Source organism: Candidatus Pelagisphaera phototrophica (genome assembly GCF_014529625.1).
GTDB lineage: Bacteria > Verrucomicrobiota > Verrucomicrobiia > Opitutales > Opitutaceae > Pelagisphaera > Pelagisphaera phototrophica.
Map to the genome: position 1 here is coordinate 3,191,731 of NZ_CP076039.1, position 14,923 is coordinate 3,206,653.

The 14,923-nt window shown below is 48.3% G+C and carries 13 protein-coding genes; 7 read left to right on the forward strand and 6 right to left on the reverse strand.

Features of this window, described 5'->3' with window-relative positions; genetic code table 11:
- Nucleotides 1-2: 2 nt before the first annotated feature.
- The 4 genes from GA004_RS13725 to GA004_RS13740 are packed head-to-tail and all read right to left on the reverse strand — an operon-like array spanning nucleotide 3 to nucleotide 3,206.
- Nucleotides 3-404, reverse strand: coding sequence for an ExbD/TolR family protein (locus GA004_RS13725; RefSeq protein WP_343218806.1), 402 nt, complete (start codon nucleotides 402-404; stop codon nucleotides 3-5).
- Entirely contained in the window at nucleotides 401-1,012 is a 612-nt protein-coding gene (locus GA004_RS13730; RefSeq protein WP_283394445.1) for a MotA/TolQ/ExbB proton channel family protein, read from the reverse strand. The genes GA004_RS13725 and GA004_RS13730 overlap by 4 nt, the downstream gene beginning before the upstream one ends.
- Nucleotides 1,013-1,036: 24 nt before the next feature.
- Nucleotides 1,037-2,413, reverse strand: coding sequence for a MotA/TolQ/ExbB proton channel family protein (locus tag GA004_RS13735; protein ID WP_283394446.1), 1,377 nt, complete (start codon nucleotides 2,411-2,413; stop codon nucleotides 1,037-1,039).
- 19 nt (nucleotides 2,414-2,432) lie between these two features.
- Nucleotides 2,433-3,206, reverse strand: a complete 774-nt coding sequence (locus GA004_RS13740) for a DUF3450 family protein (protein WP_283394447.1) — start codon at nucleotides 3,204-3,206, stop codon at nucleotides 2,433-2,435.
- A 1,319-nt stretch (nucleotides 3,207-4,525) separates the two neighbouring features.
- On the opposite strand from GA004_RS13740, the gene GA004_RS13745 reads away from it, so the two are divergent.
- From GA004_RS13745 to GA004_RS13775, 7 genes are all read left to right on the forward strand, one after another.
- Nucleotides 4,526-4,813 (forward strand): superantigen-like protein SSL4, encoded by a 288-nt coding sequence (locus GA004_RS13745; RefSeq protein ID WP_283394448.1) that lies wholly within the window; start codon nucleotides 4,526-4,528, stop codon nucleotides 4,811-4,813.
- 159 nt (nucleotides 4,814-4,972) lie between these two features.
- Entirely contained in the window at nucleotides 4,973-5,242 is a 270-nt protein-coding gene (locus GA004_RS13750) for an alkaline phosphatase family protein (protein WP_283394449.1), read from the forward strand.
- Nucleotides 5,243-5,636: 394 nt separating this feature from the next.
- On the forward strand, nucleotides 5,637-6,923 hold the full coding sequence (locus tag GA004_RS13755; RefSeq protein ID WP_283394450.1) for a sulfatase family protein: 1,287 nt from the start codon (nucleotides 5,637-5,639) through the stop codon (nucleotides 6,921-6,923).
- 296 nt (nucleotides 6,924-7,219) lie between these two features.
- A complete protein-coding gene (locus GA004_RS13760) occupies nucleotides 7,220-9,049 on the forward strand; it encodes a sulfatase-like hydrolase/transferase (protein ID WP_283394451.1) in 1,830 nt (609 codons plus the stop codon).
- Nucleotides 9,050-9,068: 19 nt separating this feature from the next.
- Nucleotides 9,069-10,589, forward strand: a complete 1,521-nt coding sequence (locus tag GA004_RS13765; RefSeq protein WP_283394452.1) for a sulfatase family protein — start codon at nucleotides 9,069-9,071, stop codon at nucleotides 10,587-10,589.
- A 672-nt stretch (nucleotides 10,590-11,261) separates the two neighbouring features.
- The gene (locus tag GA004_RS13770) at nucleotides 11,262-12,692 is read left to right on the forward strand and encodes a glycoside hydrolase family 2 TIM barrel-domain containing protein (RefSeq protein WP_283394453.1); all 1,431 of its coding nucleotides are present in this window, start codon (nucleotides 11,262-11,264) and stop codon (nucleotides 12,690-12,692) included.
- A 188-nt stretch (nucleotides 12,693-12,880) separates the two neighbouring features.
- On the forward strand, nucleotides 12,881-13,636 hold the full coding sequence (locus GA004_RS13775) for a hypothetical protein (protein WP_283394454.1): 756 nt from the start codon (nucleotides 12,881-12,883) through the stop codon (nucleotides 13,634-13,636).
- Nucleotides 13,637-13,919: 283 nt separating this feature from the next.
- On the opposite strand, the gene GA004_RS13780 is transcribed toward GA004_RS13775, so the two are convergent.
- On the reverse strand, nucleotides 13,920-14,180 hold the full coding sequence (locus GA004_RS13780) for a hypothetical protein (RefSeq protein ID WP_283394455.1): 261 nt from the start codon (nucleotides 14,178-14,180) through the stop codon (nucleotides 13,920-13,922).
- Complete coding sequence (locus GA004_RS13785; protein ID WP_283394456.1) at nucleotides 14,162-14,818, reverse strand: hypothetical protein; 657 nt, start codon at nucleotides 14,816-14,818, stop codon at nucleotides 14,162-14,164. The genes GA004_RS13780 and GA004_RS13785 overlap by 19 nt, the downstream gene beginning before the upstream one ends.
- Nucleotides 14,819-14,923 lie beyond the last annotated feature (105 nt).

The window sequence follows — 14,923 nt, forward strand, 5'->3', positions numbered from 1 at the left end:
AATCAATCAGTGGATACGTTTACCGACAAAGCCCCTGCCAGCTTCGCTTCATCGATAACGCGAATAAGCAATTCCGTCGTCACGGTCTTATCCGCCTGAACGATGACCGGCATCTTTTCCTTCTGAGACAATCGCTTGACGGTAGAACGTACGCCTGTCGGCCCGATTTCCCTGCCTCCGTACACGACTTTCCCATTAGCGGTTATCGCAATTAGGATACTGTTTTTTTCTAAATCTTGGGCAGAGGAAGCCTGGGGCTTATTCACCTCCACTCCAGTCTCCTCTACGAAAACCGTCGTAACGATAAAAAAGATCAACAGGATGAATACCATATCGATAAGAGGCGATATGTTGATTTCGTCGCTTCCCTCCTCAATAGCAGAAAATCTACGTTTCACACTCATAGCGATTCGGGCACCCCTTTCTTTTCGACGCGCTTTAGGGTCATGATCTCTACCTTCGTAAAGAAGGCATCCATCTGACTGCACTTCCTTTTGGCGATGCTTAAGAGAACGTATCCAGGTATCGCTAGCACGAGGCCGGTCTGGGTTGTTATCAAGGCCTCGGAAATCCCCCCCGCAACCATATCTACCGTATTGCCTGCGGAACTGGATGCCAAGCCCCCGAACGTGCTCAACATACCTGTCACGGTCCCCAAAAGTCCCGTCAGCGGGGCGGTTCCAATCAAAATGGACGCGAAAAGCAGTCTCCCATTCAAACGGCCGATATGCACGTTTCTAATTTCCGCCAAGCGGTCCCTTACGTCTTGCATCGAGCGGACTTCGTGCTGGGCGTATTGGAGAATATCGCCGACCGCTCCTTTCGCCTCGCTCGGCGAATCGATCCAGTGACCCCATTGATCAGGATCACTGTCAGAATAGTTATTGGCGTTCAAGTAGACCAGAATCTCGTATAGCGTGTAGTAGATAAGTGCCCCAAGAATCGCCAAAGGAATCATGAGAGCCCCTCCAGAGCTCCAAATACTGACGACCTCTTCTACGAATCCTGTCATTGCCTCAATTTCGAAGTGCTCAACTTAACTCGTCGATGCCTTGACCCCGTTGACGAAAGACATCGCAACCCTCTCCATACCGCCCATAATGCTCCTCGCTTTACGCGAGAGGAACGCGTGGAAAATCAGCGACGGAATTGCGACGACCAAGCCGAACTCCGTTGTGATCAAGGCCTCGGAAATACCGCCTGACAAGGACTTCGCATCCCCCGTGCCGAAAATCGTGATCAGCTTGAACGTGTTTATCATACCGGTCACCGTACCAAGCAGCCCAAGCAAGGGAGCGGTGGCAGCAGTCACCGCGATAATGGATAATAGGCGCTCGATCTTCGGTTGCGTGGATATCATCTTCTCGAGAAGTATCTCTTCCAGAAGCTCCTTTGGCTCGGCATGATTAGCTACTCCCACCACAATCATCGCGCCGGTAGGTCCAGGCATCCGATGCGCTTCATGCTTGGCTCCTGCGAGATCGCCGGAACGAATCATTTTGATTACCTTGCTCAAGGAATCCCCCGTCAGCCCTTTGTGGCCCATCAGTTCGAACAGCTTGTAAAAGGAAACCGCCAGCGACACGAACGCGAATCCCAGTATCGGAAAAACCCATACCCCTCCTTTGAGGATATGCTCGATCGCCGTCTCGTCGGTCGAAGCGATGGCGATGGCCTTTCCGAGCGTGGGATCCAAAGGCAGGGATCCTTCTCCACTGGAAGCGACCTCCGAAATCTCGACGCTCTCGCCCTCGATGGGCAAGGCACTCGCTTCACCAGACTTGGCCGCCAAGTTCAGTCCGCTCATGCTAGAACTCCCGCTGGAGAAGTAGGAGACAGGACCGAAAAGCACGAAAGAACCCGCTTCGAGAGAACCAGAGTCCACCACCGCTTCGCCTTCGAAAATCTGTCCGCCTATAATCGACTCGACACGGTCCATTCCCAGCTCGACCGCCGCAATCTGCCTAGAGATCACCGCCTCGTAAGACAGACTCGGGTCATCCACCGCCAATAGGGTTTCATCGATCGCATCCTGATAAAGCACCCTCTCTGCCGCATCCGCCCGAGACTCAATATTAGTCACGTATTCCGTCATCAGGCTGACAAGGTAATCCACCTCCTCCTTGCGCTGCTTGGTGTTGTTCTCCAAAGACGAGATGTCGAATCCCTTGGCATCCCTCGTTCGTGACACCTTCTCAAACGCTTGCCGCAATTCTCGAACCTCCAGACTCAGCCGATTCAAATCCTTGGATAGCGGCACTTTTTCGCTTGCAACCTTTTTTCGCAATTCAGCTAGTTCCCTAATCGAACTGTCGAGAGACGCCTCCAAGGAATCGACAGCCGATTCAAAGGCTCCCAATGAGGGAATGGCGAGAATAAACAGACAAGCTAAAAATGAAATTATACCTCTCATAAAAACACCAACCCTCACGTTACTTAATCTTTACTGGGAGCGTGACAAACTCCGCCTGAACTTCCCCCGCGTACACCGCAAACAGCGAGGAAATCTCTTTTCCACTTTCCGGAGTCTCCTCCCAAACCCAACCCTCGTCCGAAGGAACGCCAATCCCCACGTACGTGCCTTCTCGATTCATGAAAAAGGCCCCCGCGAGGCCAAAATACAGAATGTCTACTTCCGACTGCCCTGAATCCAGTTTCTGGATATCCGAAACGAGTTGCACTCCACTATTGAATTTGTCCGCTTGACTTAAAATCGCGATCACGCTTTGCAGGCGCTGGGAAACCGACAACCTAAAATCCTCCCCTTCTCTTGGAATTCGAGCGAAGAGCATGGAAACCTCCTCTTGCAAGGGAATGGGAAACTGCTTGTGCAGCGCGAGCACCCGCCCTTCGACGCTTTCAATCTTACTGCCGAGAACCTCGACTGCGGCCTTGTATTCGTCGCTCTCTTCTATAAGTCCCTTGCGCTTCTTATCCGACTCCGACAATCCCTCCTCGGCCATTTTAATCTTCTCGGTCAAACTTTCCTTTTCCGTTTCCAGCAAAGCGATCATATCCTTGATGATCACTCGGCCCGCTTCCCAGTCCGCCCTCTCCTCTGAAATGGTTTTTTCCACATCAACCCATTCACTCACTAGATTTCTAGCTTCGTCCAGGGTTTGGGCATTTAGAGCAGCGACTTGAATAAATCCGAATGAAAAAGCGGCTTTCAAGAGCCGCGACAACAGAGACCTATCGATATTCACAAAGAACCTCTTAGCGGGAAATGCGCCAAATCCAAATTCGGCACCGATTCTAAGCCTCGTGCCCTTGATGTGACAAAATTAGACCATCGACTGTTTTGCCGAGCAGCTCAAAATAGAACAAATAATCTACGCACAGAGGACCAATCCGGTAACTACTCCGAAAGAGGCGCGGTTGAGCGTCCAATAATAAATTTGGCAGTGCTAGTAAACCCGCGGTTTTTCACTTGAGACTCGGGGCTTAAGGGTTGGGGCAAGATAACTCAGAGCCGGCGCACTGGGTAACCCAAATCAGTCTATAAAATCCCGCCAATGGCGATTCGGACTAAATGACGGCTCCTTCAGGCCCAACGCTACCGCCACCCAAATCACTATCCACACCTAACAAGAGCGGTGAGACTTCTGTTTTAGTGCGACAGATGCTGCCAATGATTAAATTTCAGGACTGATTGCAGACCCTAACTTAGATTGACTTCCAACTATGTCGGATTGCTTGCATGGAACGCATCCCGTGAATGCCAGAGCATCACCCTTTTCCTTCAATTAAAGCGAAACTCATGGCCTTGTTACCGACACACATTGGCCCAAAAGCATATCTGGCTACAGTGGACCCTTGGGTGGCAAAGTTTACACGACTATCCCAAATTCCCGACCTGGCAAAGTCGTTGCTTTGGGTATTCCCAATTTACCTAATCCAAAAATTGACTGGCATACATCCTCTTCCCCAGAAAACAATATGACTGTGTTACGCGTTTTTCTCCGGTTGTGTTTTCAGCTTGGATATTCGGGCCAAGGATAAGGATATAAACGGATTGACCCTTTTCTCAATTGCCAAATCTAATGACTGACGCTCAGCCCGTGCATCGTATTCCCTTGGGTCCCCACCTAGTGGTCCTGCGGCAGAACCAGCCGTTTTCACTTGGCCTTTTCTGCTGATAATTGATCAATCGGCTAATGCCGTCAGGAAAAGTCTTCTGGATGGTGAGTGGATCAAGTAGCTTCCTGGAGAAAGAAGGTTGTGCAAGGAGCTGCGAGTGGGCCGGAATACCTTGCAAGCGGCTCTTGGCTGATCCTGAAAGAGAGCGTGCTGATCAATTCCTAAATGAAGGCACACGCAATCAATTTGTCGTCGACCACGCAGCTAGAAACTTTCTAGTGGAATAGTATTTAGGTAACGAATGATAGTGCAAAACCAACCTTTCCCCTGCCCTCCGAATCAAATCGGCACAATTAAATTTCTTTTCAACAATAAAAGCCCGTCAATCAATCTTCGATTTACCTAACGGGGCCCGTCAACCTCTTAGTATAAAGCTTGATCCCTCATGTCCTGGTGTGACACGCTCGCCGGAGCCGCTTCAAAACCGAATCTACACCTCAGCGAAACCTGCAGCCGTAGCATGATGCCTCCGCAATGGATAAGGCAGGACCAGAACACGCCAACCCCGGCGGCGAGCTCAAATCCAAACCCTAGAACAGCCAGCGCAAAAAGAAACTTAAACGCGATGTCCCCGCCGCCAACTAGCCATTCGACCGAACACACGCCAACCCTCGCCGCGCCCGACGAAATCGTATCGATCTACGGCGACCTCAAAGATGAAGCCGCAATCTAATCCACCACGGTCGACAACACCGAACGCCTCTTTGCAAAACTCAAGGCTATGGGCAATCTCGATAACACAATAATCATCTTTTCATTTGACCAAAGCAGCTATCGAGCAGATCGCAACGGCTGATTAGCCGGCAACGAAGGTTCGAATTTTCAAGGCGGTTTGCGATCTCGCGGCATCTTTTTCTGGCCAGACGGCACTCGTGGCGGCCGGATTAAAAGCACGCCATCGAGTGCGGTCGATCTGTTGCCCACCATCTGCGGATTGACAGGAATTGATAACCCTAAAGGCGTGCGTCTCGATGGCGCCGACCTGTCGCCCTTGCTGATTGACAAGAGAACGTTCGAACGCTCGCAACCCATGATCTGGCTTTCACCGTCATCGGGTCATCTCGCTACCTTGCGTGAAGATCATTTCGAAACCATGAATTAATCTGGCTAAAAACTGCCTGCAAATAATGCTGGAAAAAACGAATTGATTCAAGAGATGGCCAAATTGGTTGGCATCGATCCGTCAACGCCCAGCCTGCACCAACGCGTCACCAACACCAACTTCACCAGCGCCGAATACAATTGACTGAAGAGCGAGTTTGTTCGTATATAACCAATTCAGGAGTCATTGATTCCAATCATCAAAGTGGGAGGTTTAAGCCGGTTCGCCCTGTATGACTTAAGCACTGATCCGCTGCAAAAAAACGACATTTCCAAGCGACGTCCAAAAGTAACAAAGCGACTAAAGAAAAAGCTGCTCGCCCACGTCACTGAAGATGCAGCAAGCAAATAACATAAAACCTATCCTAACATTTTTATTTGTCCTGCTTCTCCAAATGAATCGCGCATACCCCGCTCTCACGCTTCTCGCCTTGTTACTCGCTCCCGGCCTGGCTCTCGGCACTGAAAAAACAAATATCATCCTGATCATGGCTGACGACATCGGATATGAATGCTATGGGGCCTATGGTGGAACTTCCTACAAAACCCCAGTGCTCGACAAGATGGCCGAACGAGGCATGCGTTTCAATCACGCCTACTCAAACCCCGTCTGCACGCCCAGCCGGGTGAAGATAATGACTGGTCTAAGCAATGTGCGGAATTACGCATCGTTTTCCGTCCTGAAAAAGACCGAAAAAACAATCGCCCACATGCTGCAAGACGCTGGCTACAAAACAGCCATCGCCGGTAAATGGCAGTTGTATGGAGCCGAGCACTACGAAGATGCGATCCGCGAAAAAGGATCACTCCCCCAAAACATGGGCTTCGACCGCCACTGCCTCTGGCAGGTTTACAAGTCGGGTAGCCGCTTCTGGGGGCCATCCATCACCATCGACGGCCAAGTCAAAAAGTTCGGTAACGACGTTTACGGACCAGACATGTATAGCCAGTTCCTCATCGATCGCATGAGGGAATACAAAGACGAGCCTTTCTTCCTTTATTATCCCATGGCGCTTGTCCACGATCCTTTCGTTCCCACGCCAGATAGCGTAAACCTCAACAGCAAAGACGAGCAGAAAAACTTCGGAGACATGGTCGCCTACATGGACAAGCTCATCGGTGAGATTGTCGACGAGACCGTAGAACTAGGCATCGCGGAACGAACGCTGATTTTAGTCACAGGTGACAACGGAACAAAAAGCTCAATAAAGTCCAACATGGGCGACAAAGTAATTGTCGGCGGCAAAGGCAAAACCACAGACGCTGGAACGCACGTCGCCCTCATCGCCTACCAACCCGGCACAATTTCGGCCGGCCAAGTCTCCAACGACCTCGTCGAGTTCACTGACTTCAAACCGACCCTTGCCGAGGCCATCGGCACCACGGCCCTGTCTCCCACCGACGGCCAAAGCTTTCTACCGCAACTGCACGGGAAGAAAGGAAATCCAAGAGAAACTATTTTCGTCTACAACTGGCCTCGGCCTGAAAAAGGGGCGCCCCGGATTTTTGTCCGCAACCAACGCTGGAAACTGTACGGCAATGGTAGGCTCGTCGACGTAAAGAATGACGTGCTGGAGCAAAAATCCCTCGAGGGTGCCGAGTACATCGTTATTCGCAAAAAACTGCAGGCCGCCTTGGACCAAATGCCATCCAAGGGCCAGTCGCTTTTTAGGTTTAATTAAAATTTGAACCCGAACCGTGTATCAAGATCTCGTGAATGAACTTGAATCGAATCTAACTGTACGAAGGCGAGCCGACTCCGGAGGCCATCCCATTCAGCAAGACGCTCGGCAAGCATTTCCAGAAGCCAATGGCGAGCTTCACCGAAAAGCAGCGGAACAGGTTCAATTACCCAGCACCAGGGGATGAATCTCGCTGATCCAGAAATAGTAAATCGCGGCCTGTCGTAACTCAAGACTCTCGAATATATCCATCACAATGAGAAGCCGTGCAAGTAAACAATATAGGAACAAATAACATGAAAGCCATCCTCAGATTTTTATGCGTCCTGCTGCTGGTTTGTCCCGGTTTTGCCGAAGATAAACAGCCAAACGTCATCACCCTACTCGTCGACGACTTAGGCTACCGCGACATCGGATGCTACGGGGGCCCCGTCAAGACCCCCGTTCTCGACAAATTGGCTGCCGATGGCATACGCTTCACCGACTTCCACTCCGGAGCCCCAGTCTGCTCCCCCTCGCGCGCAACCTTTCTTACCGGCCGCCATCACATTCGCACAGGGGTCTATTCCGTCATCAACGAATCGCTTCACCAAATGCATCTTCTCGAGAGCGAAACGACCCTTGCCGAAGTCCTCCGGGACACAGGCTATGCTACGGCTCACTTCGGCAAATGGCATCTGGGTATGCCCAACAACCATAGAGATACCCCTACGCCGAACGAGCACGGCTTCGAATACTGGTTCGGCCTCGTCAACGGCGCCCACCCCAACCACAAAGACCCTGTCAACTTTCTGCGCAACGGCAAAGCCGTCGGTCCCATGAAGGGCTACTCCTGCCAGATCGTCGTCGACGAGGCCATCGCTTGGCTCGACCCTTCGACGGGTTCGACCAGCTCACCACAGGCAGGCTCAGGGCAGGCCCACCGCGACCCCAATAAGCCCTTCTTCCTCAACCTTTGGTTTAACGAACCCCACGCCGTCATTGCCGCCCCAGACGAAATTGTATCCCAGTACGGTGCTCTCAACGATCCCGCCGCTATATACAACGGCACAATCGACAACACGGACCGTGCGATCGGGCGGCTCGTCGCTCATCTCGAAAAACGCGGCGAGCTCGACAACACCATCTTTCACTACTCCTCCGACAACGGCAGCTACCGCCAAGATCGGGTCGGCAACTTGCGAGGGAAAAAGGGCTCCCATTTCGAAGGCGGCCACCGCGTCCCTGGAATCTTCTATTGGAAAGAAAAAATCCCTGGCGGCCGCGTCGAGGATACGATTGCGGGAGCCATCGATCTCCTTCCCACAATCTGCGGACTTCTCGGCATCGACAAACCCGAGGGCATCCAACTCGACGGCTCCGATCTCGCGCCTCTGCTCACCCAGAGTGGCCCCTTCGAACGCCACCAGCCCCTCTTTTGGATGAACGGCTCAACCATGATGCTCCGCATGGGCAACTACACTCTCTCGGCCCCGCGTACATCCCAAATCCCCTTTGACCAGGCGAAGGCGAACCGCCTGATGCAACAGACGAAAAATGCGCTCGGAGACGGCCTCGAAAAAGAACTGGGAGGTCTGGACCTTCGCTCTCGCATGTTTAACGGGAGATTCTCCAATCGCGAAGCAGATCGACTCCGTAACGAATTCCGGGCCCTGTTCTATTTTAATGAAGCCATGATTCCTCTCATGAAAAAGGGAGGCGTCGATCGAGTTCAACTGTACGATCTCGCAAACGATTTGAGCCAAGAGCATGACATCGCGGCCCAAATGCCCGAGGTCGTTTCCCGGATGAAAAAGCAGGCCAACGCGATCTATGAAAGCGTTATGGCCGACGGTCCGGAATGGATCGCCGCGCAGGAAACAGCTCGGACGGCTCCTCCCAAACCTCGCAAAAAGCACAATGATCTCCTCGCCCGCATCGACAAGAACCCTCTTCCGAAGGGTTACCAAGGCAGCAGCCACCAACAATACGTCGAAAGCGTGATGAGCAAACTCAAATCCGATCAACGCGCCCGTGTCAGCGAGCTCTGGAGAGAAAAACGCAGTCGCGATCCCAACATGCCCAACGCCGGTGCGTCCTATGTCAAAATCCTCGCCCACGTCACCGGGGATGCAGGAAACCATTAACAAAGACGGAACAAATAACATGAAATCTATCCTCACATATTTATTTGTCCTGTTTCTGGTTTGCCCCATTTTTGCTAGAACCAAACAGCCCAACGTGGTGGTCCTACTGGCGGATGATTTGGGATCACAGGATCTCGGCTGTTATGGCGGGCCGGTCAAGACGCCGGTGCTCGATGAATTGGCGGCGAAGGGGGTTCGGTTCACCGACTTTCATGCTGGGGCGGCAGTCTGTTCGCCATCGCGGGCGACGCTCCTTACCGGGAGGCAGAATCTCCGCACCGGCATTTACGGTGTCTTACAGGATCACATGCACGACATGCATCTGCTGGAGAGTGAAGTAACTATCGCCGAAGTGTTGCAGCAAGCCGGATACGGAACTGCTCATTTTGGCAAATGGCACCTCGGCATAACCTCCGGTAAACGGAAAAAGCCTTCCCTCCAGGATCACGGTTTTGACTACTGGTTTGGCTTGTCCAATGGAGCAAATCCCAGTCACAGGAATCCCACAAACTTTATGCGTAACGCCAAGCGGGTAGGGCCGATGAAAGGTTACTCCTGCCAGATCATCGTGAGTGATGCGATCAACTGGCTGGAAACCAAGGAAAATCCCGAAGAGCCGTTCTTTATGAACATCTGGTTTAACGAGCCTCATGCCACACTCGCGGCACCCGACGAGATCACGTCGATCTATGGAGACCCCGAGGATGAAGCCGCCATTTACTCGGCCACGGTCGACAATACCGATCGTGCGATTGGCCGCCTCGTTGCCAAGCTCAAGGAAGCAGGCAAACTAGACAACACGTTGATCATCTATTCCTCCGACCACGGGAGCTACCGGGCCGATCGCAATGGCGGATTAACCGGCAAAAAGGGGTCAAATTTCCAAGGCGGTTTGCGTTCGCCCGGCATTTTCTTCTGGCCCGATGGCGTTCGCGGCGGCCGGATTGAAAGCACGCCATCGGGAGCGGTTGATCTGTTGCCTACCATCTGCGGCTTAGCTGGTGTTGATAAACCCAAGGGCGTGCACCTCGATGGCTCCGACCTGTCACCTTTACTGATTGAGAGAGGAACGTTTACGCGCTCTCAACCCATGTTCTGGCTTGCCCCCTCATCACGCCATCTAGCCACCCTACGGGAAGGCAATTACACGCTGATGGGCTACCGTAGTTACAAATTGCCTGAAAATCAGGTCAGGAAAAACGAATTGACGCAGGAGATGGCCAGGTTGGCGGGTATCGATCCGTCGACGCCCGACCTGGGTTCCCGCGTCAGCAACACAACCTTCACCAGCCCCGAATACAAGCGCCTGAAGAACGAGTTCGTTCGTTTAAGAACCTTCCAGGAAGCGTGGATCCCAGTGATCAAGGCAGGCGATTTTAGTCGTTTCACTCTGTATGACTTAAGCACTGATCCAATGCAAAAGAAGGACATTGCAAAACAGCGGCCCAAAGTCACGGCACGGCTGAAGCAGAAGTTACTGACACTTTACGAGGATGTCTTGGCAGATGCTCCGGATTGGTATCCCACAAAGAATATGTGACTCTTTTAGACGAAGAACGGCGGCACACCTTTTTTGAAGATCATAAAATGGATCACCAACAAAAGAACGTGAAACTTTCGACACGAACCAAGTCTACCCGATATCGAATCAGGATTCTACCGTAGGTCAAATCAGACCCGTTAAATTTCCTACCTGCAAATTTAGCCGAGCCGTACCGTACCTTTTAAATATATTCTGGAGATTGCGGGTTGTTTGAAATAATTTTCACTAACCACTGAGGAAGAAAAGCTTGGAACAATTTAATACGCATCCAAATACCTATTACATAAGATTAATGGACAACTTAAACAAAGCTCAAAACAAGAGATTGCAGTCATCAAACCCTCAACGAGTCAGCAACTTGCCAATGACAGACTTCCACTTTCCCAATGTAGTCTCCAATGCAGCTGAAACCTAAATCGTCCAATTCAATGGTGACTGCATCATTTTCAGCGGAAGAGATTGAGCCTAGGGTAGATATTTGCAGGAGCAAGAATGTGGGTGGTTTTGCACAAAGTTGAAATCTGTTCGATGATCTTTTTTTCTGCGGGAAGCGTGTTTTGTTTTTGGCTTCTGCTAGATGCTTGAGTATACATAGGTACCAAACAATCCTCGACAAAACTGTCTGGACATCTAGTTTAGAACCCAAGATCTCATCTCATTAAAAAACAAATGAAAAAGCTCTTGAAGACTTACTTTATATTCGTCCTTGTAATATTTACAGCAGGACTTTATCTACATTTCAACGAGGATCCGAATTGGGCCTTTGTTAACGAAAAAGGGTCTTGGGTTTTAAAGAAGGATAGCGAGACTTTCTTTATTAGAGGTGCAGTAATGCATCACAAAATCAGTCGTCCTGAGTTGTTTGAAAAAATTGGGGGTAACGCTGTTAGAGTCCAAGCAGATTTAGAGCTCATAAGCGAGGCATACGACAATGGCCTTTACTCGTTCGTCAACTTGCCAATTATGTATCAGCGTGATGGTATGGATTGGAGTTGCGAGAGTCAGGTTGAAGCACAGGAAAAGAAAATAATCGAAGTTGTAAAAAAACTTAAGGGACACCCTGGTGTTATGATGTGGTCGCTGGGTAATGAACACGGAATCATTCCATCCAATGATTACAAATATGACTCAAATACTTGGAAAAGCTTAGATAGAATATCTCGAAGTGTGAAGTCGATTGATCCAAGTCACCCGATAGGATTCTGCGTGGGGGGCAGCGATTCGGAAAAGCTTTCGGAAATCGCGGAGGACTGTGGAAACTTGGACTTTATTGGAATCAACACTTACGGCGGCCTAAAAGAAGCACTTTCGGAAGCGAAGAGTGTATGGAAAAAACCAATAGTTTGTACCGAATGGGGAATCAAAGGCTGGTGGGGGCAGGGATGGCAAGCACACTGGCTAGTGATTGAGGAGACAACGAGCTTTGAAAAAAGTAAGCTGATTGAGGAAAGATGTCGTGAATTGGAAGATGGGAAAGACTTGTGTGTAGGAGGCTTCGCGTTTTATTGGGGAGATAGGGCTGAACAAAGTACTACATGGTGGGGTTTACTCCACGATAACCTTTCAACAGACTCTGTTGGATCGCTTGCTAGTGTTTGGAATGGTGTTTATGCTGATAGATCACCGCTAAAATTAGATAGACCGGTAATCAAAGATCTCAATGGGATTGCTTTAAAAGAGGGAGAGCTATATGCTACGACTTGGGACGCGCCTGAAGATTTCCGTGCAAGGGAGCGACCTACTTTAGCTTTGGATGAAGGTCGCGTTTACGAGGCTTCTGTTTTTCTAGACGGTGTAGATCATGAAACGATTCTTAATTGGGAGATTCGCGAGGGTACTGGGGTGATGGTTTATTCGAATAGCAAGGATGAAATAAGACTACTAGAGGATCTTATCCTAACTCAAGAAGGATCCCGCATTACTTTCAAAGCTCCTAAAGATACCGGGGTATATAGGCTGTATGTTTTTGCTAAAAAGGGTGATGATCATATAGCCTATGCGAACGAGGTATTCACTGCCGGAAGGTTAGCTCATGAAGATCGGGAGCGCTTATCAGAGCCCTACGAGACGAATCCACCGGTTCTGTTGCCTTGTGATTGAGATCGAGAAGGTCTAATAGTGCTTCAAGTTATCCAACATTCAGGCTGGGAAAGGCCTCAAAGTTGTCTTTAGCATTCTCCCCTTTTGCCGCTCCCAGGATCTCTTCTCGAAAATTCCTTTCAACTCAACAAATCAACCTTTACCCTGCCCTCCGAATCAAATAGGAACAATTAAAGTTCCTATCTAGAATGAAAAATATACTAATTAACTACGCCCAAAATATATGGTATAACTCTCAGCGTATGTGCAGCAAGACCGGGATCAGTATTGGTGGTTTTGATGAAGCACTTGAGCATAGTCTAGAAGATATATCTCCGAGGTTTATAGACAAATATAAACATATACTACAACACCAACGAGGTGCTGGATACTGGCTATGGAAGCCTTACATTATATATAAAAACTTAATTAAATTAGATACTGATGATGTTTTATTCTATTCGGATTCCGGATCTATGTTTATTGGATCATTTAACGATTACATGTTTGATGTATGTCGAGACGACGAAAAGGGAGTCATCTTATTTAAAGATAATCATCTTCAAAAAGTATATACTAAGCGCGATTGTTTAATTCTTATGAATTGCGATTCCCCCGAATTCTTGGAAAATAAACAATTAGTTGCCGGGTTTCAATTAGTTAGAAGGACAGACTTTTCAGTTTATTTTTATAGGACACTAATGGAATGGGCACAAGATGAACGAATAATAACAGATATTCCGAATACTTGCGGTAAGCCCAATTACCCGGAATTTAATGATCATAGACATGAGCAGAGTATACTTACAAACTTACAGTTGTTACATGACATAACAACAAAGACTGACCCATCGCAATGGGGTAATGATCGAAGGGAAACCGGATATAAGCAATTGATTAACTGTCATCGTAAAAATTATGATAAGACAGATGATGAATATATTAGAGTGATGAATAATGAATAAAATAAAGTAGATTTATCTCCATAGCGAACAGGGAGTTTTAAAGATGGATTCAACTAACGGTTTGTAGGTTTTTACCTTATAAACCCTGACAAATATGAACAATTATATTTCCTATCAACGCCAGAATACAGAATTCCAATGCATACAATGGGCCACAAAAAAAACTCGGAGTTTTGGCAAACCGGTCAGGGCAAAAGCAAATAAAACTAGAGCTATAATGAGGTCTCTTTTTATATTTTTAATATCTTGACTCTTCTAACTGAAAAAACAGGAGCAGCCTATCTCAATCCCACCAAGGAGTAAAGCGATTTCCAAATCTTTCCATGATCTCTTCATGATTCTCTATAAATTCTGATATATCATTTGAATGAACTTTTTTTAAGGCAGTCCCCTTTCCTATGCTCTTCTCAATTGCTTTGTCGTCAGCATCTACATTTAGGATCTTGAAAATCCTCTTAAAAAATGCATGTTTGTTCTCAAGGAACTCCTCATACAGAATTGGGTATGCCTTGATTCCGTAACGTTTTAGCCTCTGAAGCTCCAAGAACTTATCACAAATTTTTTTACGCAATTGTCAAGAATAGAACTGAATCGTTCTGGATCAATATGAATCTTGCCAAGACTTTCTTTGGACACTTCCCCTTTAGCAAGGGCAAACTGCAAATGGTTTTTATTAATTCCGTCTCCTCCATGATATTTGGAAAGAGCCCAGCGAAAGACATCCTGCCTGACAACTGTAAAAACTATAATATTATATTCCTTTAGAAATTTATATAGCATCCGGTTTTTAAGTTTCCTTTCAATCTTAATCACCATATTTTTAATGCTGTTAACTGGTACATTCCTAAAAAATTTTAATACTGTCGCCATTCTTCTTTTTGTTCCGAAACGCATCTTAAAACCGACAGGTGCGGCAGTTTCAAATTCTACAAGTCGGCCGGTTGCACTTTTATTATATATATAGTTGAGCAACTCCTGGCTTGAAGGATTGTTGCTATAAATCAGTTCGAAACATTTCCTTAAACGCCTCAGGGATATTTCTCCACAACAATGACAATCAAAGGGTTCCCATCCCCCTAACCCATCTTGATGAATGATTGAGATGCCTTTGAAGTTATCCAAAATCTGTACCATCGCAGTTGATCCCACTTTTTCATCAAATTGTATAATAAAATTTTTCATATAACAATGAATTCCTTATCACTTATTTTCTTATAATTTTCTTTAAGGCTCTCTTAATTACAGGAGGGCATAATCTCCTCAAACCCGATCGATATGTCAAATCAA